Below are 23,524 nucleotides of genomic sequence, written 5' to 3' on the forward strand. Positions count from 1 at the left end.
ATTTCGTGTATCCACGATAAATCGCGTTGTGAGCCAGCTGACATGAAAGGCCGGTACCCGCAGGACGAAAGCCCCGGATTTGAGCGGATTTTCCGTAGCGCTACTCGACGTTTGTCGAGGCCGCGGGCGGCAGGTGTCGCCTTGTGTCCGTTCGTCCGGGGAGCCGCCAAGGCAGTAGTGTTGCGGCATGCAGCAGGGAGTGGAACAGCTGGTGGAGCAGGTGGCGCAGAAGCTGGGCCGGGGCCTCTCGCTGGAGGACTTGGACGGGGTACTCCTTGCCTACAGCTCCAACCAGTCCCATGCGGACCGGGTTCGGGTGAACTTCCTGCTGAGCAAGAAAGTGCCGGCGGACGTCAGCGCCTGGCAGCTCTCACACGGCATCGCCACTGCTGTCCGGCCGGTGGTGGTTCCCGCCAACCCGGACCTGGGCATGCTGGGCCGGGTCTGCGTTCCGCTCATGGTTCGAGGATTCCGGGTGGGCTACCTGTGGGTACAGCAGGACTCCGAGGACGAAAACCCGGCTGCGATCCTCACCCAGCTGCCGGCCGTCAACCACGAGTTGGAGATGCTGTCCGGGCTCCTGCTCGACTCGAACACAGCAGAGTCCGAGTTCCGGCGCGGGCGTGAGCGGGAGTTCCTGTCCGCGTGCGCCGGGGAAGCCAACGCCGTGGCCGCCGTCGGAGGCTGGAAGGAAATCCAGGGCCGCGGTCCCTGGCAGATGGTCACTGTCCTCGATGCGGACGGCTGGGCCGGCGGGCCTGATCCCATCGCGTCCACCCTGATCCACCGCTCGGCAGCGCTCCAGGCGACCATCGGCGTTGATACCGCCCTGTTCAGTGCCGGTACGGACACCCATGCGGTGGTCCTGTTCCGAGAATTGTCCGGCAGGGCCAACCATGCCCAGGTGCTGGTGCACTACCAGCTGGAACTTGCCAAGCGCTCCGGCCGGCCCGTGCACCGCATCATCCTGGGGCTCAGCGAGGGCTTTGGCCGGCCGCGGGAGCTCGCGGCGGCCTACCGGCAATCGAAGGTGGCGGCACAGGCCGCCGCCGTGGACCCCCAGCTCGGAGAACTTGTCGACTGCCGCGCAACCGGCATCTACCAGCTCCTTGCATCTGCCGGCGGAGGCGCCAGTGCCTGGGCTGACTCAGGGTCCGTCTACTTCCGCATGCTGGAGGACCACGACCGCAACCATGAGCTTCTTCCGGTCCTGGAACTCCTGTACGACAACGACGGCTCCGTCCAGGACGTGGCCACCAGGCTCCACCTGCACCGCAGCAGTATCTACAACAGGCTCGGCAGGATCCGCCAGCTGCTGGGCGTGGATCCGCTCAAGGGGATGCCCCGCCTTGAGCTCCACGCAGCACTGAAAATGCGTCGGTGGGCCGGCCGGCCCCGAATCTAGGCGCCCTTCCCCGGATCCCCTGCCTGGTCGCGTTGCTCGGCCTTCTTCTGCTTCCCCAGCCAGGCCATGATGGCCGCCCGGGGAATCCGCCGGTGGCTGCCGCGGTATTCCACCGGGATCTCCCCACGGTCCGTCATGTTGCGCAGGTACGTGTGGGAAATCCCTGCCAGCTCTGCTGCCCTGGACGTGGTGAGCATGTCCTCCACGCTGCTGACGGTGACCGCTTCGCCGCGGCTGAGCCGGTGCAGGAGATCCACGACGGCGTCCCTCGCCAGGGGTGGAAGCCGGTGGACTGTGCCGTCCACAAAAACGGTGATGTCATCCCCGCCCGCCAGCGCCCGGCCCAGCTTTTCAGCGTCCTCCGGAGGGAGGGCGTCAGTTAACCGGGGAGCGATGAGTGCCATGGATTCAGCCTACCGGCGGCCACCCAGTCCCGGGCGGTATGCTCGCCAGATGGAACTTAGCGGCGCGCAGGATGTTGAATCGGGGGGATTGAGGGGCAAGCTCTACGCCTCATTGCTCCCCGCCGGGCCCCGGGTCCGGCCAGCCTACGTGCTGCTGCACGGCATTGGTGTCTCCCACCGGTACCTAGCCCGGCTGCATCTTGAGCTGGCAGAGAAAGCGGACGTTTATACCTTCGACCTTCCGGGCTTCGGAAAGGCATCACGGCCGCCGCACCAATTGCAGATCGAGGACTTTGCGGCGTTTGTGGACGCAGTCCTGACGGAGGCCGGCGTTTCCCGTTATGTGGTGGTGGGCCATTCGATGGGTGCTCAATTTGCGGTGGAACTGGCGCTCCGGCAACCCGACCGGGTCGCCGGAGCTGTGTTGATGGGACCTGTGGTGGATACGCCCAGGAAGACAGTCACCCGGCAGGCCCTGGCGCTGACGCGTGACGCACTGTTCAGGGAAAGCCTGACCTCCAACGCTCTCGTTTTCGGCGACTACTTCAGGGCGGGCCCGCGCTGGTACCTGACCGAACTGCCCGTGATGATGGCCTACCCCACCGAGGAAAGGCTGGCAGCGGTCAGCCAGCCCGTCCTGGTCCTCCGCGGCGCCAGGGACCCCGTTGCGCGCCGTCCCTGGTGTGAACGCCTGGTACAGGTGGCGTCGCACGGCAGCATGGCAGAAGTGCCGGGGCAGGGCCACGTGGTCCAGCACACCGCCCCGGACGCTGCCGCGGAGATCATCACTGATTGGGTGCGGGCAGCGGCCTTGCCGGCATCAAGCCACAAGACCGCCACTCCTGAGGCGTAGCGTTCCGGCTAGAGCCCCAGCTCTTCCAGGACCGGCAGCTTTTCCCGGACCCACGCCCGCGCTTCCGTCGCGCTGGGGGCGGACAGGGCGAGTTTCGCCAGCTGCTGCGCTTCGTCCAGCGTGACCGTCTTGAGTACCGCTGCAACCGCAGCGAGGGACCGGGCCGTCATGGACAGCGTGCTCACACCCAGGCCGGTGAGGACGACGGCGAGGGCCGGGTCCGCAGCTGCCTCACCACAGACGCCCACGGGCTTGTTGTTCCCCTCCGCGCGCGATCCTTCAACAGTCAGCCCCACCAGTCGGAGGACGGCGGGCTGCCACGGGGTGTTCAGGTTGGCAAGCGGGCCGAGCTGGCGGTCCGCTGCCATGGCGTACTGGGTGAGGTCGTTGGTGCCGAGGCTCGCGAAGCCGACTTCCCGGAGAATCGCTTCGGCAGTGAGGGCTGCAGAGGGAACCTCCACCATCACGCCGGGCGTCTTGATGCCGGCGTCTGAACACATGGAGGCAAAGCGGGCGGCCTCTTCCGCCGTGGAGATCATGGGGGCCATGACCCACACGTCCGCCTCGGAATCCTTCTCTGCCAGTGCGATTGCCTCCAGCTGGCGGTCCAGGACTCCGGGGGTGGTGAAGTCGGTGCGGTAGCCGCGGACGCCCAAAGCGGGGTTGGGTTCGGTGGAGTCGGTCAGGAAGGGGAGCGGCTTGTCAGCGCCGGCATCGAGCGTGCGCAGGACCACCTTTTTGCTCGGGAAGGCATCAAAAACTTTTTTGTAGGCGACGGCCTGTTCTTCAACGCTCGGTTCAGTGTCCCGTTCCAGGAAGCAGAACTCGGTGCGGAACAACCCCACGCCCTGGGCGCCGAGCTGCGCGGCCGCTTCGGCATCCTTGCCGCCGCCCACGTTGGCGAGCAGCGGGACCAGGTGGCCGTCCGCCGTCGCACCTGTGCCGCTGAACTCGGCCAGCAGGGAAGCCGTGGCAGCCCAGGCCTCTGCTGCCGCGCGAAGTGACTCGTCAGGCTCGGAGGTCACCGCCCCGGCTGCGCCGTCCAAGTACACTTCGGTACCGTCCGGAAGTTCGTCCACGCCGACGGCGGCGACGACGGCGGGAAGGCCGAGGGACCGGGCGATGATGGCGGTGTGGGACTGCGGTCCGCCGCCTGAGGTGACAAGTGCCAGGACCTTGTTGGGGTCCAGGGTGGCGGTGTCGGCCGGGGCCAGGTCCTCGGCCACCAGGACGAACGGCGTGGTGGAGGCAGGAATGCCCGGCGCGGGCACGCCCCGCAGCTCGGCGACAATGCGGGCGCGCACGTCCAGGACGTCGGTTGCCCGTTCCGCCATGTAGCCGCCCAGGTTGTGGAGCATTTCCGAGACGGAGGAGCCGGACTCCCAGATGGCGCGTTCTGCGGATGTTCCGCGGGCAACCAGCTTGGCGGCACCCTTGATCAGCATGGTGTCCTTGGCCATCAGGGCCGTGGCCTCCAGGACAGCCTTTCCGTCGCCGGTAGCGTGGGCGGCGCGGGCCTTCAATTCATCGTGCACGGCCTGGGAGGCGGCCTTCAGTGCCGCAGTTGCTTCCTCGGCGGTGTTCCCGGGTGCCAGCTGTTCGCCGGCAGGGGGTTCGCTGATGGGTTTGGGCATCTGCCGGACGGTGCCGATGACGCGGCCTGGGCTGACGCCTACTCCTGGGAAGTTCTGCACTGAAGGTCCTCATTCTCTGCCGGTTGCCAGGCCCGCCCGTATGCCCGGCGTCATGCCGGTCCGCTGGAGGACTGCTGCATCCGGAAGCGGAAAACGTGCCTGAAAAAAATTGTATGTGATTCAGTTCATATAGCATTGCTATAGGTGCTAGGGTAGCGGTTATGAGTTTGGATGGCCAGCTTCCCCCCAAAATGCGGCTGCTTCGTGCTGCCGCAGAGTTGTTGGCCAACTCTGGGGGAGCCCCCGTCTCCACCCGCCAGATCACCCAGCTGGCTGGAGTCACGGCTCCCACGCTGTACCACCACTTCGGTGACAAGGAAGGCCTGTTTGACGCCGTCGTCGCCGCAGGGTTTGAAGAATATGTTGCGGGCGAAAGGGATTTTGCCCCCTCCGGACAGCCGCTTGAGGACATCCGGAGAATGTGGGACAACCATGTCCAGTTCGGGCTGAACCAGCCGGAGCTGTACCTGGTGATGTTCGGCAATATCCGCCCGGAAAGCCGGCCGGCAATCGTCGCAGATGCCGAGGCGCTGATGGAGGAGATGCTGAACAAGGCAGCGGTGGCGGGCCAGCTGAACGTCCAGCCCCGGGAAGCGGCCAGGTCCATCCTGGCGGCTAACGTGGGCGTGACGCTGATGCTGATTGCGGAGCCCGCCTCCGATCGGAACCTCGAATTGTCCACCATGACCCGGGACGCCATGATCTTTGCGGTGTCAGCCGAGCCCGCCCCCGGCGCGGCTCCCGGGGACACCGGAAAGTCCTCGGTGGTGGTGGCAGCGATCGCCCTGAACGCCGCACTTCAGGCCTCGCACTCTGACCAGCTTTCAAGCTCGGAACTCAAGCTTTTCCTCGAATGGCTTCACCGCATCTCCACCAGCCCGGCCGGCTGACAACGCAGGACCCGGCAGAACGTCGTCGTAAGTATCGGAACATCCTGCGAAGCCGCAGGAATGACGGTTAGGAAATCACATGGCAACAGAGACAGTTGCAAAACCCCGCACGAGCGCGAGGGTGCACGTGCAAAAGTTCGGGACGTTCCTGTCCGGCATGATCATGCCCAATATCGGTGCCTTTATTGCCTGGGGGCTCATCACCGCGCTGTTTATCGAGAAGGGCTGGTTCCCTGTTCCGCAGCTGGGCGGCTTCGGCGAGACGGACGGTGTGGCAAACACCGGGCTGGTGGGCCCAATGATCAACTACCTGCTGCCGCTGCTGATCGCCTACACCGGCGGCAGGATGGTCTACGACGTCCGCGGCGGTGTGGTGGGCGCCATCGGCACCATGGGTGTGATCGTGGGTGCCGGCATCCCCATGTTCATCGGCGCCATGATCATGGGCCCACTGGGCGGCTGGACCATGAAGAAGATCGACTCGATCTGGGACGGCAAGATCCGCCCCGGCTTCGAGATGCTGGTCAACAACTTCTCCGCCGGCATTTGGGGCGCCTTGCTGGCGATGCTGGGTTTCTACGGCATCGCCCCCCTGGTTTCCGCGTTCAGCACAGGTGCCGGCAACGTAGTGCAGTTCCTGGTGGACAACGGCCTGCTGCCCCTCACCAGCATCTTCATTGAACCCGCCAAGGTGCTCTTCCTCAACAACGCCATCAACCACGGCGTGCTCACCCCGCTCGGCGTCCAGCAGTCGCTGGAGCAGGGCAAATCCATCCTGTTCCTGCTTGAGGCCAACCCCGGACCGGGCTTCGGCATCCTGCTCGCCTACATGTTCTTTGGCCGCGGCGCCGCCAAGGCATCCGCTCCCGGTGCCGCCATCATCCACTTCCTGGGCGGCATTCACGAGATCTACTTCCCCTACGTTTTGATGCGCCCGCTGCTCATCCTCGCTGCCATCGCCGGCGGCATGACGGGCATCGCCACCCTGGCCATCACCAACTCGGGCCTGGTGGCGCCGGCCGCACCCGGCTCCATTTTCGCCGTGCTCGCCCAGACCTCCCGGGACAGCTACCTCGGAGTGATCCTCGCGGTCCTGCTGGCGACGGCGGCATCCTTCGTGGTGGCCTCCATCATCATGAAGACCACCAAGCACAGCGATGAGGGAGACCTCAACGACGCCACCTCAAAGATGGAGCAGATGAAGGGCAAGAAGAGCTCTGTATCCTCCACCTTGACCGGTGCCGGCGCCGGTGCGGCTGCCGCAGGCGGCGGCGTTGGTGTCCTCGCCGGTCCGGTACGGAACATCGTGTTCGCGTGCGACGCCGGCATGGGCTCCAGTGCCATGGGCGCCTCGGTGCTCCGCAATAAGATCAAGGCGGCCGGCTTCCCGGACGTGAAGGTCACCAACGCCTCCATCGCCAACCTGCGCGACGAGTACGACGTGGTGATCACGCACCAGGACCTGACCGAGCGTGCCAAGCCGGCCACGGCCAGCGCCGCGCACTACTCCGTGGACAACTTCATGAGCAGCCCGCGCTACGACGAGATTGTGGAACTGGTGCGGGAAAGCAACACCGACGGCGGAACAATGCCAGGCACCGAACCGGACGCCGGGACCCCCGGCGGAGCCACAGCAGCAGGAACGACGGCAGCGGCTGCGGCCGGAGCCGGTGCCGCTACACGGGGCGCCCACGCTGCTGACGCGCCGGTGGACGCAAGCCCCGGCGCCGAACCCGCATCCGGAACCCCTGAGATCCTCGCCCGCGAGAGCGTGGTGCTGGACGGCTCGGCCACTACCCGTGACGCCGCCATCGACGAGGCGGGCCGGCTGCTGCTGGCGCGCGGCGCGGTGGACGAGGGCTACATTGCAGCCATGCACGAGCGCGAGGAATCAGTGTCCACCTACATGGGCAGCTTCCTGGCCATTCCGCACGGCACCAACGCCGCCAAGGACCACATCCGGAAGTCCGCGGTGTCCGTGATCCGCTACCCGGAGGGCATTGACTGGAACGGCAAGCAGGTTAAGTTCGTGGTGGGCGTGGCAGGCGTCAACAACGAGCACCTGCACATCCTGTCCTCCATCGCGAAGGTCTTCACCAGCAAGGAGCAGGTTGCCCGGCTGGAGGCGGCCACTTCCGTGGATGAAGTCCTGGATCTCTTCGGGAAGGTCAACGCATAGTGAAGGCTGTTCATTTCGGGGCCGGGAACATCGGCCGGGGCTTTGTGGGCCTGCTCCTGCACGACGCCGGGTACGAGGTGGTGTTCGCGGACGTTGCCGAGGAACTCATCACGCAGCTCGCGGCGGCGGACAGCTACGCGGTGCACGAGGTGGGGGAGAACCCTGCCGTCCGGACGGTCAACAACTTCCGGGCGCTGAACTCCACCACCCAGGAAGCGGAGCTCATCGCAGAGATTGCGACGGCGGACATTGTCACCACCGCTGTGGGCCCGCACATCCTCAAGTTCCTGGCGGCTGTCATCGCCAGGGGGATCGCTGCCAGGGAGGCCGGCCTGGCAGCGCTGCAGGTAATGGCCTGCGAGAACGCGATCAACGCCACGGACATCCTTGCCCAGGAAGTGGCCTCCCGCCCGGAGGCCGCCGGCGGTGCACTGGAGGGACGCGCGGTGTTCGCCAACACTGCAGTGGACCGGATCGTGCCCAACCAGGAACCAGGGCAGGGCCTGGACGTCACCGTGGAAACGTTCTACGAATGGGTCATTGACCGGACGGCCTTCGCGGGCGCCGCCCCGGAGATCCCAGGTGCCACGTTTGTAGATGACCTCTCGCCGTACATCGAGCGGAAGTTGTTCACGGTGAACACCGGCCACGCGTCGGCCGCGTACTTCGGGTTCGAGGCGGGCCTGGAGAAGATTTCCGAGGCCATGGCGGACCAGGACGTGGCGGAGGACGTCCGGGCCGTGCTGGAGGAGACCAAACAGCTCCTGGTGTCCAAGCATGGCTTCAGCAACGACGAGCAGGAAGCCTACGTCCAGAAGATCCTGGTCCGGTTCTCCAACCCGTACCTGCCCGACACCGTCAACCGGGTGGGCCGCGCGCCGCTGCGGAAGCTGAGCCGGCACGAGCGGTTCATCGGGCCGGCAGCGGAACTCGCCGAACGCGGAGTTGTTCCGGAGGCGCTCCTGGGCGCCATCGCCGCTGCGCTGCGCTTCAACGACCCCGCCGATGCGGAGGCAACCGAACTGGCTGGGATCCTCGCAGCGGCCGGCCCGGCCGATGCCACGGCGAGGATCACAGGACTGGAGCCCGCGCACCCGCTGTTCAACGCCGTCTCCACTCTGGTGGAGGAACGCCAGGCGGAACTCGCCCAAACCCCCGCCTGACGCCCGCGCAGATCCTGCGCCTTTTCCGCAACCCTCCTGCAATCACGACGCCGGCACTCACCTGAGTGCCGGCGTCGTGCTGTGTGATCTTACTCACTAAAGGCCGGATAGTGTCACTTCCGTTTTGAAGTTAGCCTTCCCTTACTTATAGGCTCTGGACCATTAGGCAACGAAGTTGTGACGTATTACCCGAGCGGAGATCAACGTGAAGAAGAGGCTGTCGAGCTACCTGGGGGCACTGGCGGCGGGAGCGGCGCTTCTGACCGTCACCGCATGCGGAGGAAGCGCGACGGCGACTCCCGCCGACGAAGCAACCACCATCACCGTGGAGCACGCACAGGGCAGCACTGCCAACGTCCCCGTCAATCCGGAGAAGGTCTTCACGTTCGACCTCGGTGTCCTGGACACCATGGACGCCCTGGGCGTTGAGCCTGCAGGCGTGCCGGAAGCCACCTACCCGGAGGCGCTCAGCAAGTACGCGGACGCTAAGTACAACAAGATCGGTTCGCTGAAGGAGCCTGACTTCGAGGCCGTCAGCGCCGGCGACCCGGACCTCATCATCATTTCCGGCCGTACCGCCGGAGCCTATGAGGAACTGAGCAAGATCGCCCCCACCATCGACCTTTCCATCGATGCCGCCCAGCCGATGGAAAGCTTCAAGGAGCAAACCCGGAAGCTGGGGACCATTTTCGACAAGTCGGCGGACGTCGACGGGAAGCTCGCCGCCGTGGACACCACGGTCGCTGAAACGAAGGCCAAGGCTGCCGGCGCCGGCAAAGGCCTCATTGTCCTGACCTCAGGCGGCGAGGTTACCGCCTACGGCGCGGGTTCCCGGTTCGGCATCATCCACGACGTCCTGGGCGTCCCCACCGCAGCCGACGTCAAGGTTGAGGGCAGCCATGGCGAAGCTGTGTCCTTCGAGTACATCAAGCAGGTCAACCCGGACATCCTGTATGTCATCAACCGCGATACCGCGGTGGGCACCGAAGGCACCGCCGCCAACCCCATCCTGGACAACGAACTCGTCCAGTCCACCAATGCCGCGAAGAACAACAAGGTCATGAACCTTGACCCCGCAGGCTGGTACATCGTGGGCTACGGCCTGAACAACGTCAAGGCGATGGTTGACGCCGTGGCCACCTCCGTGGCCTAGCACCGCGCGCCAGGCTCCAAACCCATGACCGCCACCGCCGTGCGCCCCCTTGCGCCGGCACTGCGCAGCCAGGCCCGCCACAGTGCCGGCCTGGCTGCCGCCGCAGTTGCAGTCCTTGCCCTCGCAGCCGCCAGCATGTTCGTGGGCGTCAGCGACGTCTCCCTGCCGGCCTTGCTGTCAGCAGACCCTGGCACCCTGGACATCTTTTGGATTTCCCGGGTTCCACGGACGCTCGCGGTACTGCTGGCGGGAATGGCCGTGGCAGTCGCAGGCCTGATCATGCAGCTCATGGCCAGGAACCGCTTCGTGGAGCCTTCCACGGTGGGAACTGTCGAGTCCGCAGCCCTGGGGATCCTGGCGGTCACGGTTTTCGCCCCGCAGGCCCCGGTGCTGGTGAAGATGCTGGTGGCGAGTGCCTTTGCGCTGCTGGGAACGGCGCTCTTTCTGGCCATCCTGAGGCGGCTCCCCGCACGCAACACTCTGCTCATCCCGCTGGTGGGCATCATGCTGGGCGGGGTGATCGCCGCCGTCACCACCTTCTTCGCCTACCGCTACGACCTGCTGCAGACCCTCAGCAACTGGATGATCGGCGATTTCTCCGGCGTCCTCCGCGGCCGGTACGAACTGCTGTGGATTGTCGCCGGCCTGATGCTGCTGGGACTGCTGGCCGCGGACCGCTTTACCGTCGCCGGAATGGGCCAGGACTTCACCACCAACCTCGGGCTGAACTACGCCCGGACCATGCGGCTGGGGCTGGTCATCGTCTCGCTGATCTCGGCCGTGGTGGTAACCACCGTGGGGGCCGTGCCCTTCCTGGGGCTGGTGGTCCCGAACATTGTCTCCCTGATCTTCGGAGACAACCTCCGCCGTGCCGTTCCCTGGACCGCGCTCTTCGGGGCCGCCTTCGTCCTGGTCTGCGACATCATCGGGCGCACCATCCGCTACCCCTACGAGGTCCCGGTGGGAATGGTCATGTCCGTGCTGGGCGCTGTCCTTTTCCTCGTCCTGATCCTGAGGAAACGCAATGCCTGACAGCACCACGCTCCTGCCGGTAAAGAACCCTGCGAAAGGGCGGGCAGCAACGCCACGGAGGCTGAAAGCCGCCGTCCGCAACGCCTCCCCCCGCCTGGTGGCCGGCATCCTGCTCGCGGTGACTGTCGCCGTCGTCCTCTTCTTCCTGTTCTTCGACCTGACAGGCAACGTGGGCTACATCCTGCCGCGCCGCGCCATCAAGGTGGCTGCGATGCTGCTGGTGGCCGTCGCCGTCGGCGTATCCACGCTGCTGTTCCAGACCGTCACCGCCAACCGCATCCTGACGCCGTCCATCATGGGGTTCGATTCGCTGTACATCCTGGTGCAGACCGTCCTGGCGTTTACCCTCGGGGCAGCCGCCGTGGTGGCCGCCCCGCCCACGCTGCAGTTCGGCATCGAAGTGCTGCTGATGGTGGCTTTCAGTGCACTGCTGTACCGCTGGATGTTCACGGGGGCTACCCGGTCCCTTCACCTGCTCCTGCTGGTGGGTGTGATTCTTGGCAGCCTGTTCCGCGGCCTGTCCTCCCTGCTGCAGCGGCTCATGGAACCCAGCGAGTTCATCATCCTCCAGGACCTGTTCTTCGCGAGCTTCAACAACGTGGACCCGGCGCTGCTGGGCGCCTCGACGGTCATCATTGCTGTTGTCTGTGCTGTCGTCTGGCGGATGCGGCACACCCTGGATGTCCTGGCGCTGGGGCGTGACGTGGCCATCAACGTGGGCGTCGACCACCGGAAAGTGGTGATGCGGGTCCTTCTGGGATGTTCGCTGCTGGTGGCGGTATCCACTGCGCTGGTGGGCCCTGTGACGTTCTTCGGGCTGCTGGTGGTGAGCCTGGGCTACCAGCTGTGCCGCGGCTTTAGCCATGCCTGGCTTCTGCCCATCGTGGTGCTGATCGGCGCCGTCGCCCTGGTGGGCGGGCAACTGGTCCTCGAGCAGGTCTTTGGCTTCAGTACAGCCCTCAGCGTGGTCATCGAATTTACGGGCGGCATCCTGTTCCTCTACCTTCTCCTGAAAGGCTCCCTCAAATGACCCGTCCACTTCCCGGCGCGTCGGGCACCCGGCCATGATTGAGGTCCGGAACGTCTCCAAGAGCTACGGCGGGCAGGCTGTTCTCGACGACGTCAGCTGCGTCATCCCCGCAGGCGGGATCACCTCCATCATCGGCCCTAACGGGGCGGGCAAATCCACTTTGCTGTCCCTGATCAGCCGGCTCCAGCCGCTCGAGGAAGGTGCTGTCTCCGTTGCAGGCCTGGACGTCGCAGCCACGGACAGCAGGGAACTTGCCCGGACCATGGCCATCCTGCGGCAGGAGAACCACCTGACCATGCGGCTGACTGTCCGGGACCTTGTGGCTTTTGGCCGCTTTCCCCACTCCGGCGGGCGGCCCACGGTGGAGGACCTGGCGAAGGTGGAGGAAGCCATCGCGCACCTGGACCTGACACCCATGGCGGACAAGTTCGTTGACGAACTCTCCGGCGGGCAGCGCCAGCGGGCCTTCATCGCCATGGTTCTCGCACAGGACACCCGGTACCTGCTGCTCGATGAGCCGCTGAACAACCTGGACATGAAACACTCGGTGGAAATGATGCGGCTCCTGCGCCGGCTTGCTGACGAGTTCGGCAAGACGATCGTCCTGGTGGTCCATGACATCAACTTTGCGTCCTGCTACTCGGACACCATCCTGGCCATGAAGGACGGGCGGCTGGTCCACCAGGGAAGCCCGCGGCAGATCATGCAGCAGGCCATGCTCCGGGACGTGTACGACATCGACATCCGCATCGAGGACATCGACGGCAACCGGATAGGCGTCTACTTCGCCTGACCGGTGGCCGCCGTTCCCGTCAACACTGCGGAAAGGTAGCGCATCACCAGGGAGGCGGCTATCAACGCGGCGGACAGCGGCATAAAGAACAGGGTGACCAGCTGGAAAGCCAGCTGCAGGACGGTGCCAACAGCCTGGGAATAGGCCGGGCCCAGCTGCAGTGACTGGAAGATCTGGGGTGCCAGGATCACTGAGAGGGCGCCGACGGCACCAAGAATGATTCCTGCCCGCAAAGTGGTCCTCGGCAACCCCGCCACTGTCTTCTGATCCATGCTGGACCTCCCCCACGTCGTTGATTCACTGAGCTCCCAGCCAAACACGGGGCGCGATGGACCACAAGGGCGCAGAACCGGGCTGTCGGCGAGTCCCGTCGCAAAGACAAACCCTCCCGCACAAGAAGAACGTGAGGAAGGGTTTGCGGTTGAGCTGCGGAACGTGATGGAGCGTTGGGTCAGGCGGCGGAGCCCTTGCGCACGAACAGCGTTTCGGCCTGCTCCAGTGACATCCCGTTGGTCTCCGGCACCTTGAACATAACGAAGAAGAACGACGCCGCCGCGAACAGTGCGTACATGGCGTACGTCAGCGGGAGCGAACCGGCAGCCATGACCGGGAAGCTGAGCGTGATGGCGAAGTTCGCCACCCACTGTGCGGCCGCAGCAAGGCCAAGGGCCCGGGCGCGGATCCGGGACGGGAAGATCTCGCCAAGCAGGACCCACACCAAGGGGCCCCAGGACGCGCCGAAGCTGACAACAAAAACGTTTGCCGCCACCAGCGCCACCGGACCCCAGGCGCCGGGAAGGGAGATCTCGGAACCGGAGCCCACAGCGGTGGAGAAGGCCACGGCCATGGCAGCCAGGGATATGGCCATTCCTACGGAGCCGGCCAGCAGGATGGGCCTGCGTCCGATGCGGTCCACCAGGGCGATGGCCACCAGGGTGACCAGGATATTGGTGACGGAGGTCGCCACGGAGATGGTGAGGGAGTCCTTCTCCTGGAAGCCGACAGCCTTCCAGAGGGTGGTGGAGTAGTAGAAGATCACGTTGATGCCCACGAACTGCTGCAGGACGGACAGGATGATGCCCACCCACACCACGGCCTGCAGGCCGAAGGTCTTGCCGCGCACGGAACCCTTCTGGCCGGCCAGTTTGTCCTCCTCGATGGCGTCGCGGATTTCCCGGATGTGCCGGTCCGTCTCCTCTGCGGGAACGATGGAGTTGAAGACCTTCCGGGCTTCCTCTTCCTTGCCCTGGAACACCAGGAAGCGCGGGGATTCGGGAAGGGTGAAGGCGATCCAGCCGTACACCACGGCGGGCAGGGCAGCGGCCAGGAACATCCAGCGCCAGGCCTCGATTCCCAGCCAGTAGGCCTCGCCGGCGCCGCCGGCGCTGGTGGCCAGCAGCGCGTCTGACAGCAGCGCCGCGAAGATACCGGTGGTGATGGCCAGCTGCTGCAGCGATGCGAGCCGCCCACGGACATGCCGCGGCGAAATCTCCGAAATGTAGGCGGGCGCAATGACTGACGCGAGGCCGATGCCCAGGCCGCCCACCAGGCGCCAGAAGATCAGGTCCCATACGCCGAACGCGAAGCCGGTACCCAGGGCGCTGACCAGGAAGAGCAGCGCGCCCAGTTTCATGGCGGGGATGCGTCCGTAATGGTCGGCCACCTTGCCCGCGAGGTAGGCGCCTGCGGCGCAGCCCAGCAGTGCGATGGCCACGGCGAAGCCGGTCACGGCTTCGGACAGCGCGAACTCGTCCTTCATGGCATCCACGGCGCCGTTGACCACGGAGGAGTCGAACCCGAACAGGAATCCGCCCACGGCACCCGCGAGCGCCAGCCAGATCACCCGCTGCGGTATCCGGGCGGTTGTCTGCTCCTGTGCAGTGGGCATGGTTCTCCCTTGGTCTGGGTATGTGTGGATGCGGTGCGGACGTCGTCGGCTGCGGAACCGGCCCCTGGCCGGCGCACACGCGTTACACAGTGTTCCATGCCACCGTGCCCTGTTCCAGTTGAGCATCCGGCGGGACCGGCCGGAAATCGTCCCCCAGCCGCGGGTACGGGGGCTACCGCTCCACGAGGATCCCGTCCGGGTCGCACCAGATCATGGCTCCGGTGCGGATGGTCACGCCGTCGATCTCCACGTCCACGCCAACTTCGCCGGCGCCTGCCTTGGCGCTCTTGCGGGGGTTGCTGCCCAGGGCCTTCACACCCAGGTCCAGCGCGGCAATGGCTTCACGGTCACGGATTGCTCCATTGATCACGACGCCGGCCCAGCCATTCGCCACGGCGCTTTCGGCGATCATGTCCCCCATGAGGGCGGTGCCAAGGGAGCCGCCGCCGTCCACCACCAGCACGTTGCCGTTGCCGGGCGTAGCCAGCGTGGACTTCACCAGGGCGTTGTCCTGGAAGCAGCGGATGGTCCGTGCCTGGCCGCTGAAGTGCGAGCGGCCGCCGAGGGACTGGAACTGCAGCGCCACCGACGCCAGTTCATCGCCGCGCTCGTCGTACAAATCCGCGGTGTTGACGGCGGTGCTGTCGGCCGGGGTGGACGCTGCGCTCATGTGGTTCTCCTCGATGTTCAGGACCGTGTTGGTGCCGGCCGCCGTCTTACCCGGCGGTGCGGTAACGCCCACGATAGTCTGACTGCATCGCCATTTCGTCGCAGCGGGGGAGTACGCCATGAGTCTGTCCGATACACCCGCACCCCTTGAGCGCGGTGCCGTTCAGCCGGACGGTCCGACGGCGGCGCTCGCCGAACCGACGCGGAAGGTCACCGCCCGGTGGGTCACGGGGCTGGTCCTGGTGAACGTGGGCATCAACGCCGCCTTCTTCGGCCCCATCAATATCTTCATTGGGCAGCAGGCCATCAGCTTCGATGAAGCCAGCAAGGAAGCGATCCTATCCCTTGCGACGGCCTGCGGGGCCGCGGTTTCCCTGGTGGCCAACCCCCTTTTCGGCGCCCTCTCGGACCGCACAACGTCCAGCCTTGGCCGCCGGTCGCCCTGGGTGCTCGCGGGGGCTGTGCTGGCCTCGGCGGCCCTCCTGGCCATGTCCGGGGCCACCAGTGTGGCCCTGATGGTGCTGTTCTGGTGCGTGGTGCAATTGGGGGCAAACGCCGCCTACGCTGCCATCACCGCAGCTGTTCCGGACCGGGTGCCCCTGCCGCAGCGGGGGAAGGTGGGCGGGCTGGCGGCCATGGGCCAAACGCTGGGGATCCTCACCGGCGCCGTCTTCGGTGCCGTGGTGTCCGGCAACTTCATGGTTGGTTACTGGCTCTGCGCCGCCGCACTTCTCCTTTCCGTGGTCCCATACCTCATCCACCGGGACGACCCCGTGCTCCACAAGGGCGTGCTGCCCCGGTTCCGGCCGTGGGTGTTCCTCCGGGGGTTCTGGCTCAGTCCGCGGCTGTATCCGGATTTCGCCTGGGCATGCCTGACGCGCTTCCTGGTGAACGTTGGCAACCAGCTGACCATCGTCTACCTGCTCTTTTTCCTTCGCGACATCCTCAAGCATGAGGACCCTGCTGCCGGCGTGCTGGTCCTCACCGGGACCTACGCCGTGATGGTGATGATCACGGCGGTGCTGGCCGGACCATGGAGTGACAGGGTGGGCAGGCGCAAGCCGTTCGTGATTGGATCCTCGGCCACCATCGCCGGGGCGGGAATAATCATGGCCTTCTTCCCGGTGTGGCCTGGAGCCCTTGCAGGCGCCGCCGTGCTGGGGATCGGGTTTGGGGCGTACCTGGCGGTGGACTTCGCACTGCTGACGCAAGTCCTGCCCCTGGCGGCGGACCGCGGCAAGGACATGGGCATCATCAATGTGGCCAATTCACTGCCGCAGGTGGTGGCCCCGACGCTGGCTTTCGTGGCTGTAACGCAGTGGGGCGGGTATCGCTCCCTGTTCCTGATTGCCGCGGTCATTGGACTGCTCGGCGCTGTGTTCGTGGTGAAGATCAAGGGTGTCCGCTGACTGTGCCGAAGGGCAGAACTAAGGCAGCTGACTAATTACGTCACACCGCCGTGCCGTATAGTTGACCCGGATGTGCGGGCGGTCATGTTGGGAATATCCGTGGCTGACGCACCACAGGAACACAACCCCGGAATATTGATGCCCGAGACCACTTCAGACCATCCGCCCATGGCCGTCAGGCCCTCCGCGCCGCGCCAGTGGCAGCGCTATACCAAGATCCTGGAAGCTGCAGGAGGGTTTGCGCGCAAGGGCATGGAGTCGGTGGACCTTGCTGAAGTTGCAGTCAAGGCTGATGTGCCCTTGGGAACTGTCTACCGGTACTTTCCTTCCTCCACGCACCTGATGCTCGCGCTCTACCGGCACCAGCTGGAGGAGCTTCAAGGCGGCGCACGGACAACGAGCGCGCGCTTCCGGGACAGGGCACTCGCCGGGCTGCTGATGGAGATTTTCCACATGCGCGTGATGCAACCCGCGGTGGAGCATTGCCTTAGCCGGGGGATCTATCTCCCGGACAGGGATACCACCGAACTGCTGCGGGACATTGATGTGCTGGCCGAGAAGGCGGTGACTGCGGTCTGTGGTGATCCCACCGCCGCACGGGTGCTCCTGGTTGCCACCACTGGTCTCGTCCAGTCCGTCCGGAACCGCCGGCTGTCACTCTTTGATGCGGAGGAAGACCTGAAAAAGGCCTGTGCCCTCCTCTCGGGGCCCGGCGGATCCCGGTACACACTTCATAAAAGCGCGTAACAGGTCTAGACCAATCCGGGTTTACATCAGGCTTATTTGCGTGATGTAGGACACAAAAGCCGCCAAAGAACCCTACTTTCCAGCGTTTTTTACTACGTCACTTTGTTCTGAGGGCGCATTTGCCGCACCTACCATGGTCCAAACGGAGCAGCAGGCACCATCGCCCAAGCCCCCACGGCCAGCACCAGGAGACAACGACGTGTCCATTGACGCACTTGCAGCAACTGACAATTCCGCAGCCACCGCACTGAGCGAAGCAGAAATCTTCGCCGCCCATCAGGGCGGCAAGCTCTCCATCTCAAGCACGGTCCCGCTGTCCAACAAGCGCGACCTGTCCATCGCCTACACGCCGGGTGTAGCCGAGGTCAGCCGGGCCATCTACGCCAAACCTGAACTCGCCCGCACACTAACCTGGGCCCAGCGACTGGTAGTTGTGGTCAGCGACGGCACCGCCGTTTTGGGACTGGGCAACATCGGTGCCAGCGCCTCACTCCCGGTGATGGAAGGCAAGTCCGCCCTGTTCAAGACCTTCGGTGACCTTGATTCGATTCCGCTGGTGCTCAACACCACCGACGTGGACGAGATCGTGGAAACCCTGGTCCGCCTCCGTCCCAGCTTCGGCGCGGTCAACCTCGAGGACATCTCCGCTCCCCGCTGCTTTGAGCTTGAGGAAAAGCTGATCGAGGCGCTTGACTGCCCTGTGATGCATGATGACCAGCACGGCACCGCCGTCGTTGCCCTCGCAGCGCTGACCAACGCAGCCAAAGTGACGCGCCGCGGGCTGGAAGGGCTGCGCGTGGTGGTCTCGGGCGCGGGTGCGGCCGGCATCGCCGTCGCGGAAATCCTGCTGGCTGCCGGCATCACCGACGTCGTCCTGCTGGATTCCAGGGGCATCATCAGCAGCGCCCGCAAGGACCTGGCCGCGGACAGCACCAGCAAGAAGGCGGACATCGCCGGGCGCAGCAACCCCCGCGAAGTGGAGGGCGGCCCGGCCGAGGCGCTCGCGGGTGCTGATGTCTTCATCGGCGTTTCCTCCTCCAAGCTGGACGAGGAACACCTGAAGCTCATGAACCGGGACGCCATCGTCTTTGCACTCTCCAACCCGGACCCGGAAGTACTTCCCGAGGTCGCGGTGAAGTACGCAGCCGTGGTGGCCACCGGGCGCAGCGATTTCCCCAACCAGATCAACAACGTGCTGGCTTTCCCCGGGATCTTCCGTGGCGCCCTAAATGCCGGTGCCCGGCGCATCACCCCGGCTATGAAGCTCGCCGCAGCCAACGCCATTGCGGAGCTGGCCGCGGAGGACCTGTCAGCGGAGTACATCGTGCCCAGCCCTCTGGATCCGCGGGTTGCCCCGGCTGTTACTGCAGCAGTCGCCGCCGCGGTTGGGGTGGAGTAGCGGTCCCGTTCCAGGTGCATGACGACGGCGGTGCCTCCTTTCGAAGGAGGCACCGCCGTCGCGGGTTAAGGCTGGAGCCAACCCTAGACTTGGATCCATGAACTCCGAAACCGTAGTGACTGTCCTGTGCGGCCTGGCAATCCTCGTGGGCGTGGCAGGCACAGTCATACCGGTCCTGCCGGGCAGCATCCTCATCGGCGCGAGCCTCCTCGCCTGGGCCGTCTGGGGCGGGGCCGGCACTGCAGGCTGGGTGGTGTTCGCTGTGGCCATGGTGTTCGTAGTAGCCGGTATGGCCGCGAGCGCTGTCCTCACCGGCCGGAAACTCAAGGAGCACGCCATCCCCAGCCGCAGCATTGCCGCCGCGCTGGCGGCCGGCGTGGTGGGCATGTTCATTATTCCGGTGGTGGGGCTCTTTGTTGGTTTTGCTGCCGGCCTCCTGCTGAGCGAATTCCTGCGGACGCGGAATATCGGTTCGGCGGCCACGTCCAGCTGGGCCGCGCTAAAAGCAACCGGGTTGGGGATGCTGGCCGAGTTCGGTTTGGCGTGCCTTGCCGCCAGTACCTGGCTGATCGGCGTGTGGGTCGCCGCCCTCAGCGGTTGAGGTGCTTGCGGTCAGGCTGCCGCAGGGCGTAGAACGGCACCATGACGGACCGGAATGTAGCGCGGAAGCACGTGCAGGGTTGGATGGAAAACTACCAGGCGGCGTGGGCCAGCAACGAACCCGAGGACATCCGGGGGCTCTTCACCGAGGACGCGAGGTACGAGGCCCGGCCGGGCGACCCGGAAGCGTGGCTGGGCCATGACGGCATCGTGGCTGGCTGGCTCGCTGCGCGGGATGAGCCCGCGGACTGGACCTTCGAATGGAAACTGCTGGGCGCGGACGCTGACACCGCCTTCGTCCAGGGTGTGACCACCTACTCCGCGGGCCGTCCCACCTACGACAACCTGTGGGTGATTCGGTTTGACGGGACAGGCCGGGCTGCCGCCTTCACCGAATGGTTCATGGAGCGGGCCTAGGCCGGCAGCCGCTCGCCCGGGTGTTCAGAGCCCCAGTCCACCCAATTTGTCACCCAGGCCGCCGGGAAGCTTGCCGAGCAGCTCAGCGGGGTTAATCCCCAGCTGTGACAGGAGCCCGGCATGCTGCTCGGTGTCCACCTGGTCCGGCAACTGGGCATCGGCCTGCGCGGCTTTGTCGTTGTCTCCCTTGTTCCTGAGGAGTTCGAGAATCTGGGACTTGTCGATGTTCATGGCGCTCTCCTTCGTCAATGGCGAAACTGCTAAGGGTGCTTACCACCCTTGCCGAAAATCCCGGTTTGGACAAGTGCGCGTTGGCCCGGAAGCTCCCGGTTAGCATGGAAAGATGACCGCCGGGGACACTGCACCGATCTATTGGGACAGCCGCGACCTCACACCGTTCGGCCAGCCGCAGCTGCGCACCCCCGTCCACGACCTCGCAGGGGGAGTGGGTGGCCTGCTGACTGGCGTGCTCGGCGGGCGCCATCCGGCGCTGCTCTCAGTTGATGGTGAAATCCCACGGCTGAAGCGCATGCTGCCCAAGCCGGCCAAGGCGGTGCATGAAGCCATTTTCGCCAGCCGCCAGCCCGAGCAACTAATCACGCTGGCACGCGCCTTTCCGGGGTGGGCGGGGCTGTGCTACCTCATGTCCGGCCTGCTGGTGTACAAGCAGGGCGGCTACCTCCGTGCATCAGAACTTCTCCAGCGCGGCCTTACCACCAGGAACGAGGACGAAGCCAACCGCTACTCCTCCACGTACCTCACCAGGATCGTTACCCGGATTGAACTGGCCGAGCGTGTGGAGATACCGGTCCTGTTCAGCGAGGAGTCGGTGTTCCTGGCGCTGGCCCACTCCCTGCGGGAGACGGGACGCACGGAAGCCGCGCTGGACGCCCTGAGCGGCCTGCCGCCGTCGCTCCCCATGGCCTTGGCGCGCTGCTCGCTGGCGCTGACCCTGGGCCGGAGCCGCACGGTTATCGACTGGACGGACGGCCTGCTCAACGCCGATGACCTCTCGGCTGCACTGCTGCTGGTGAGGGCACGGGCCCTCCGGCGTGAGGGCCGCCTGGAGGCGGCCGGACAAGCGCTCGCAGAGGTCCTGCGACGGCGGAAGACGCACCTGACGCTCAGGAACGATGCCCTCACGGACCGTGCCCTGCTGCTCCTCGACTCCAGCCGCAGGTCGCTGAATCCGCGGGACTGGGGACGGCGGAATGGGGACCCGGTGCCGCAGCGGGAGATCGCGGCGCCGGTTCCCATCCGTAAAGACGAAGAGATGCGCCGGATCTGGGAACAGGACTGGAAGAAGCTCAGCGACGATTAGTCAGGAGGACGCGGTCCGGGCAGCCGTAAGAACCGGCAGCAGCTGTTCGCCCAGCAGCACAACTCCCAGGACCACCATGATGATCCCGCTGGCCAGGGTCACCAGCCGGGCGGCACCGGGCCGGGTCTGCAGCAGGGTGCGGGACAGCAGGGCAACAGCGGTGTACACGAGTCCGGTGAGCAGTACGAAGGTCAGCCCCAGCAATCCTGACTGCACCGGGACCGGCAGGGACGCCTCCGCGCTGACGAACTGTGGAACCAGCGCCACATAGAAAAGCAGCCCCTTCGGGTTGATGCCGCTGGTTCCGATTCCCTGCAGGAAGGTGCGGAGCCGCGTGGTGCCCGCGTTGCCGGCCCCGGCTGCGAAGCTTGCCTCCCGCCAAGAGCGAAGGGTGCTGATCCCGAGCCACATCAGGTAGCCGGCGCCTGCCAGGGTGATCCAGCCCAGTACGGCGGGCGCCCGGGTCAGGACCGCAGCCAGTCCTGCCACCAGCAGGACCGTGTGAAGGACATAGCCGCCGCAAAGCCCCGCTACCGCCGGTACGAAGCTGCGCTGTTTCAGGCCGGCTGCAATGGAGTAGGCCCAGTCCACCCCAGGGGTGCAGGCGAGGGCGGCAGCCACCAGCACAAAGGCCAAAAACAGCTCTGAATTCATGTGTTCTCCCCGGACGTGATCCAACAGGAGAAACACTAGATACTTCGGGCGCGGAAGTGCTGTCCCTTTTCGCTTACCATCCCCTAATCCCAGTAAGATTCTTGCGTGATCGACTACATTGACAGGAATATCTTGCGCCACCTCAAAGAGGACGGTCGAATGACGGCTACGGCACTTGCGGCCAAGGTAGGACTGACCGTGGCACCTTGCCACCGCAGGCTCCGGGACCTGGAACGCTCAGGCGTTATCAGGGGCTACAAAGCGGACATCGACCCGTCCGCCGTGGGGCTGGGATTTGAGGCGATAGTTTTTGTCACTCTTCGCCAGGTGGAGAAGGCCACCATGGAGATCTTCGAGGACCGCGTGGCGGCCAATCCCAACGTCGTCGAGGCCCAGCGGCTCTTCGGTTCCCCCGACTACCTGCTGAAAGTCATCGCTGAGGACCTGCCCGCCTACCAGCGTTTCTACGACGCAGAACTCACGTCCCTTCCCGGTGTGGAGCGGCTGACGTCCACGCTGGTGATGAAGAACCTCAAATCGAATGCCGGACCACCGGTCTAGGGGGTGGCCAACGGAATGCCCGGCTGGTCCTGACCGGCTTCCGTGTCCTATTCCCGCAGCAGCCCCGTGGTGCGGTACGGGATGACCTCACGGAGGAACATGCTGGTGGAGGTGCGCACAATACCCGGGCAGAGCCTGATCTCTTCGGACACCCGGTAGAGGTCGTCAGGGCTGGTGGCCACAACGCGGATCAGCAGGTCTGTCTCGCCGGCGGGAGCATGGCATTCCAGCACCTCCGGAATGCGGCGGAGGGCGGCAATGGCCTCGTCAAGGTGGCTCTGGTCCAGTTCGGCGCTGACGGATGCTGCCACCCCGCGTCCGAGCGCCGCGGGAAGGACCCTGCTGCTGTTGGGTCGAAGGGCTCCCGACGCCGTCATCCGTTCCAGCCGGGACTGCACCGTCCCGCGCGCCAGCCCCAGCCGCTGGGCGAGCACCATGATGGGAACGCGCGGGTCTTCGTCCATGGCCTTGAGGATGCGCTTATCAGTGGCGTCCAATTGCTGCACAGCGCACCCTTTCCCTCCTGGTTCAGCCGCTCCGCTCCAATGGGCGGTGGCCGGTACAGTCAGGCCAACATTAGCGGCCGACGGCCAGGAGGCCCAACTGGCGGGCCATGACGACGGCTTCGAGTTGTGAGTGGACTCCCAGCCGGGAGTGGATGGCTTTGACGTAGCCCCTGCAGGTGTTCTGGGAGATGCCCAACGTTTTAGCGTTCGACCGGACATCCTTGCCTTCGGCCATGAGCTTCAGTACGTCCATCTGGCGTTTGGTCAACAGGGGTGCGGCTGATACCTGGCTATGGGGCGGGGCCTGCGTTGCGAAGGCGGCAAGAATCTGGGGATCTACCTCGATCACCCCTGAGTGGGAATGCCGGACCGTACCCAGAAGGGCAGTCAGGGGCGTGCCCCTGGCGAGGAAGGCGGAGGCGCCGGCAGCGGCCGCCTGGGCCAGGCCCTCGCTGGTGGGCTCGCTGACCAGCATCACCACGTGGGTTCCCGGTGAAGCGGCCATCAGATCTGCAGCAATTCCGAGTCCCAGGCCTTCCGGCCGGCCCGAACTCACCACCACGACGTCCGGCTGGAGGCTGCGGCACATCTGAAGGCCCGTCGTGGCATTCCTGGCGAAGCCCAGCCCCTGCAGGTCGGGTTCATGATCAATTGCCGCAGTCAGCAGTTCGGCAAAAGATGTGTGGTCATCAATGACCAGGACGCTGGTTTTGGCCACGCCGCCATCCACAGCTTCTGCCGTCATCGCTGACACCCC

General features: G+C 65.5%; 25 protein-coding genes. 16 read left to right on the forward strand and 9 right to left on the reverse strand.

Translation table 11 applies throughout. From position 1 onward, the window contains the following. The first annotated feature begins 187 nt into the window (after positions 1 to 187). Positions 188 to 1,405, forward strand: coding sequence for a PucR family transcriptional regulator (locus tag CXX84_RS09950; protein WP_102976534.1), 1,218 nt, complete (start codon positions 188 to 190; stop codon positions 1,403 to 1,405). Here CXX84_RS09950 and CXX84_RS09955 read toward each other — a convergent pair. Beyond that, positions 1,402 to 1,809: a helix-turn-helix domain-containing protein gene (locus CXX84_RS09955; protein ID WP_102976535.1), complete on the reverse strand. Its 408-nt coding sequence runs from the start codon at positions 1,807 to 1,809 to the stop codon at positions 1,402 to 1,404. The genes CXX84_RS09950 and CXX84_RS09955 overlap by 4 nt on opposite strands. Positions 1,810 to 1,858: 49 nt before the next feature. Between CXX84_RS09955 and CXX84_RS09960 the strand changes: the two genes are divergently transcribed. Next, positions 1,859 to 2,662: an alpha/beta fold hydrolase gene (locus tag CXX84_RS09960; protein WP_102976536.1), complete on the forward strand. Its 804-nt coding sequence runs from the start codon at positions 1,859 to 1,861 to the stop codon at positions 2,660 to 2,662. 8 nt (positions 2,663 to 2,670) lie between these two features. On the opposite strand, the gene ptsP is transcribed toward CXX84_RS09960, so the two are convergent. Then, entirely contained in the window at positions 2,671 to 4,356 is a 1,686-nt protein-coding gene (ptsP, locus tag CXX84_RS09965; RefSeq protein WP_102976537.1) for a phosphoenolpyruvate--protein phosphotransferase, read from the reverse strand. Positions 4,357 to 4,517: 161 nt separating this feature from the next. Between ptsP and CXX84_RS09970 the strand changes: the two genes are divergently transcribed. The 7 genes from CXX84_RS09970 (at position 4,518) to CXX84_RS10000 (ending at position 12,596) form a co-directional block, all read left to right on the forward strand. Continuing rightward, a complete protein-coding gene (locus CXX84_RS09970) occupies positions 4,518 to 5,246 on the forward strand; it encodes a TetR/AcrR family transcriptional regulator (RefSeq protein ID WP_102976538.1) in 729 nt (242 codons plus the stop codon). A gap of 79 nt (positions 5,247 to 5,325) precedes the next feature. Beyond that, positions 5,326 to 7,425: a PTS mannitol transporter subunit IICBA gene (locus tag CXX84_RS09975; RefSeq protein ID WP_102976539.1), complete on the forward strand. Its 2,100-nt coding sequence runs from the start codon at positions 5,326 to 5,328 to the stop codon at positions 7,423 to 7,425. Further along, positions 7,425 to 8,588 carry a mannitol-1-phosphate 5-dehydrogenase gene (locus CXX84_RS09980; RefSeq protein WP_102976540.1) on the forward strand — a complete coding sequence of 388 codons (1,164 nt, stop codon included), beginning with the start codon at positions 7,425 to 7,427 and terminating at the stop codon, positions 8,586 to 8,588. Before CXX84_RS09975 ends, CXX84_RS09980 begins: the two co-directional genes overlap by 1 nt. A 205-nt stretch (positions 8,589 to 8,793) precedes the next feature. Next, positions 8,794 to 9,741 (forward strand): siderophore ABC transporter substrate-binding protein, encoded by a 948-nt coding sequence (locus CXX84_RS09985; protein WP_102976541.1) that lies wholly within the window; start codon positions 8,794 to 8,796, stop codon positions 9,739 to 9,741. Positions 9,742 to 9,765: 24 nt separating this feature from the next. Then, positions 9,766 to 10,773: an ABC transporter permease gene (locus CXX84_RS09990; RefSeq protein WP_102976542.1), complete on the forward strand. Its 1,008-nt coding sequence runs from the start codon at positions 9,766 to 9,768 to the stop codon at positions 10,771 to 10,773. After that, positions 10,766 to 11,803 carry an iron chelate uptake ABC transporter family permease subunit gene (locus CXX84_RS09995; protein WP_102976543.1) on the forward strand — a complete coding sequence of 346 codons (1,038 nt, stop codon included), beginning with the start codon at positions 10,766 to 10,768 and terminating at the stop codon, positions 11,801 to 11,803. Before CXX84_RS09990 ends, CXX84_RS09995 begins: the two co-directional genes overlap by 8 nt. 34 nt (positions 11,804 to 11,837) lie before the next feature. After that, positions 11,838 to 12,596, forward strand: a complete 759-nt coding sequence (locus tag CXX84_RS10000) for an ABC transporter ATP-binding protein (protein WP_102976544.1) — start codon at positions 11,838 to 11,840, stop codon at positions 12,594 to 12,596. Here the strand turns inward: CXX84_RS10000 and CXX84_RS10005 are convergent. The 3 genes from CXX84_RS10005 to rraA form a co-directional block, all read right to left on the reverse strand. Next, the gene (locus tag CXX84_RS10005) at positions 12,584 to 12,868 is read right to left on the reverse strand and encodes a hypothetical protein (RefSeq protein WP_146031864.1); all 285 of its coding nucleotides are present in this window, start codon (positions 12,866 to 12,868) and stop codon (positions 12,584 to 12,586) included. The two genes, CXX84_RS10000 and CXX84_RS10005, sit on opposite strands and share 13 nt — an antisense overlap. Positions 12,869 to 13,047: 179 nt before the next feature. Further along, entirely contained in the window at positions 13,048 to 14,484 is a 1,437-nt protein-coding gene (locus tag CXX84_RS10010; RefSeq protein WP_102976546.1) for a sugar porter family MFS transporter, read from the reverse strand. Between the two features lie 172 nt (positions 14,485 to 14,656). Further along, the gene (gene rraA / locus CXX84_RS10015) at positions 14,657 to 15,154 is read right to left on the reverse strand and encodes a ribonuclease E activity regulator RraA (protein WP_102976631.1); all 498 of its coding nucleotides are present in this window, start codon (positions 15,152 to 15,154) and stop codon (positions 14,657 to 14,659) included. Between the two features lie 118 nt (positions 15,155 to 15,272). Between rraA and CXX84_RS10020 the strand changes: the two genes are divergently transcribed. The 5 genes from CXX84_RS10020 (at position 15,273) to CXX84_RS10040 (ending at position 19,725) form a co-directional block, all read left to right on the forward strand. Next, complete coding sequence (locus tag CXX84_RS10020) at positions 15,273 to 16,562, forward strand: MFS transporter (RefSeq protein WP_102976547.1); 1,290 nt, start codon at positions 15,273 to 15,275, stop codon at positions 16,560 to 16,562. 138 nt (positions 16,563 to 16,700) lie between these two features. Continuing rightward, entirely contained in the window at positions 16,701 to 17,309 is a 609-nt protein-coding gene (locus CXX84_RS10025) for a TetR/AcrR family transcriptional regulator (RefSeq protein WP_102976548.1), read from the forward strand. Between the two features lie 199 nt (positions 17,310 to 17,508). Next, positions 17,509 to 18,708, forward strand: coding sequence for an NADP-dependent malic enzyme (locus tag CXX84_RS10030; RefSeq protein WP_102976549.1), 1,200 nt, complete (start codon positions 17,509 to 17,511; stop codon positions 18,706 to 18,708). A gap of 97 nt (positions 18,709 to 18,805) precedes the next feature. Next, positions 18,806 to 19,309 (forward strand): DUF456 domain-containing protein, encoded by a 504-nt coding sequence (locus CXX84_RS10035; RefSeq protein WP_102976550.1) that lies wholly within the window; start codon positions 18,806 to 18,808, stop codon positions 19,307 to 19,309. 41 nt (positions 19,310 to 19,350) lie between these two features. Then, complete coding sequence (locus tag CXX84_RS10040) at positions 19,351 to 19,725, forward strand: nuclear transport factor 2 family protein (RefSeq protein ID WP_102976551.1); 375 nt, start codon at positions 19,351 to 19,353, stop codon at positions 19,723 to 19,725. Positions 19,726 to 19,749: 24 nt separating this feature from the next. Here CXX84_RS10040 and CXX84_RS10045 read toward each other — a convergent pair whose 3' ends face one another. After that, positions 19,750 to 19,956 (reverse strand): hypothetical protein, encoded by a 207-nt coding sequence (locus tag CXX84_RS10045; protein WP_102976552.1) that lies wholly within the window; start codon positions 19,954 to 19,956, stop codon positions 19,750 to 19,752. Between the two features lie 112 nt (positions 19,957 to 20,068). Between CXX84_RS10045 and CXX84_RS10050 the strand changes: the two genes are divergently transcribed. Beyond that, positions 20,069 to 21,046, forward strand: coding sequence for a hypothetical protein (locus CXX84_RS10050; RefSeq protein WP_102976553.1), 978 nt, complete (start codon positions 20,069 to 20,071; stop codon positions 21,044 to 21,046). Here the strand turns inward: CXX84_RS10050 and CXX84_RS10055 are convergent, their stop codons facing one another. Beyond that, positions 21,047 to 21,700 (reverse strand): LysE family translocator, encoded by a 654-nt coding sequence (locus CXX84_RS10055; RefSeq protein WP_102976554.1) that lies wholly within the window; start codon positions 21,698 to 21,700, stop codon positions 21,047 to 21,049. It lies immediately after the preceding gene. A gap of 105 nt (positions 21,701 to 21,805) precedes the next feature. On the opposite strand from CXX84_RS10055, the gene CXX84_RS10060 reads away from it, so the two are divergent. Next, complete coding sequence (locus CXX84_RS10060) at positions 21,806 to 22,261, forward strand: Lrp/AsnC family transcriptional regulator (protein WP_102976555.1); 456 nt, start codon at positions 21,806 to 21,808, stop codon at positions 22,259 to 22,261. A gap of 47 nt (positions 22,262 to 22,308) precedes the next feature. Here the strand turns inward: CXX84_RS10060 and CXX84_RS10065 are convergent, their stop codons facing one another. Beyond that, complete coding sequence (locus CXX84_RS10065) at positions 22,309 to 22,767, reverse strand: Lrp/AsnC family transcriptional regulator (protein WP_102976556.1); 459 nt, start codon at positions 22,765 to 22,767, stop codon at positions 22,309 to 22,311. 70 nt (positions 22,768 to 22,837) lie between these two features. Next, on the reverse strand, positions 22,838 to 23,512 hold the full coding sequence (locus CXX84_RS10070; RefSeq protein WP_102976557.1) for a response regulator transcription factor: 675 nt from the start codon (positions 23,510 to 23,512) through the stop codon (positions 22,838 to 22,840). Positions 23,513 to 23,524 lie beyond the last annotated feature (12 nt).

Source organism: Arthrobacter sp. AFG7.2 (genome assembly GCF_002892835.1).
Taxonomy (GTDB): domain Bacteria; phylum Actinomycetota; class Actinomycetes; order Actinomycetales; family Micrococcaceae; genus Arthrobacter.

Bases quoted from the DNA above. Each gene is read 5' to 3' on its own strand.
- CXX84_RS09955 (WP_102976535.1), bottom strand. From the start codon at position 1,809: ATGGCACTCATCGCTCCCCGGTTAACTGACGCCCTCCCTCCGGAGGAC.
- CXX84_RS10055 (WP_102976554.1), bottom strand. From the start codon at position 21,700: ATGAATTCAGAGCTGTTTTTGGCCTTTGTGCTGGTGGCTGCCGCCCTC.
- CXX84_RS10005 (WP_146031864.1), bottom strand. From the start codon at position 12,868: ATGGATCAGAAGACAGTGGCGGGGTTGCCGAGGACCACTTTGCGGGCA.
- CXX84_RS09950 (WP_102976534.1), top strand. From the start codon at position 188: ATGCAGCAGGGAGTGGAACAGCTGGTGGAGCAGGTGGCGCAGAAGCTG.
- CXX84_RS10035 (WP_102976550.1), top strand. From the start codon at position 18,806: ATGAACTCCGAAACCGTAGTGACTGTCCTGTGCGGCCTGGCAATCCTC.
- CXX84_RS10040 (WP_102976551.1), top strand. From the start codon at position 19,351: ATGACGGACCGGAATGTAGCGCGGAAGCACGTGCAGGGTTGGATGGAA.
- CXX84_RS10025 (WP_102976548.1), top strand. From the start codon at position 16,701: ATGCCCGAGACCACTTCAGACCATCCGCCCATGGCCGTCAGGCCCTCC.
- CXX84_RS09970 (WP_102976538.1), top strand. From the start codon at position 4,518: ATGAGTTTGGATGGCCAGCTTCCCCCCAAAATGCGGCTGCTTCGTGCT.
- CXX84_RS10045 (WP_102976552.1), bottom strand. From the start codon at position 19,956: ATGAACATCGACAAGTCCCAGATTCTCGAACTCCTCAGGAACAAGGGA.
- CXX84_RS09960 (WP_102976536.1), top strand. From the start codon at position 1,859: ATGGAACTTAGCGGCGCGCAGGATGTTGAATCGGGGGGATTGAGGGGC.
- CXX84_RS10000 (WP_102976544.1), top strand. From the start codon at position 11,838: ATGATTGAGGTCCGGAACGTCTCCAAGAGCTACGGCGGGCAGGCTGTT.
- CXX84_RS10020 (WP_102976547.1), top strand. From the start codon at position 15,273: ATGAGTCTGTCCGATACACCCGCACCCCTTGAGCGCGGTGCCGTTCAG.
- CXX84_RS10010 (WP_102976546.1), bottom strand. From the start codon at position 14,484: ATGCCCACTGCACAGGAGCAGACAACCGCCCGGATACCGCAGCGGGTG.
- CXX84_RS09990 (WP_102976542.1), top strand. From the start codon at position 9,766: ATGACCGCCACCGCCGTGCGCCCCCTTGCGCCGGCACTGCGCAGCCAG.
- CXX84_RS09995 (WP_102976543.1), top strand. From the start codon at position 10,766: ATGCCTGACAGCACCACGCTCCTGCCGGTAAAGAACCCTGCGAAAGGG.
- CXX84_RS10070 (WP_102976557.1), bottom strand. From the start codon at position 23,512: ATGACGGCAGAAGCTGTGGATGGCGGCGTGGCCAAAACCAGCGTCCTG.
- CXX84_RS10050 (WP_102976553.1), top strand. From the start codon at position 20,069: ATGACCGCCGGGGACACTGCACCGATCTATTGGGACAGCCGCGACCTC.
- CXX84_RS09975 (WP_102976539.1), top strand. From the start codon at position 5,326: ATGGCAACAGAGACAGTTGCAAAACCCCGCACGAGCGCGAGGGTGCAC.
- rraA (WP_102976631.1), bottom strand. From the start codon at position 15,154: ATGAGCGCAGCGTCCACCCCGGCCGACAGCACCGCCGTCAACACCGCG.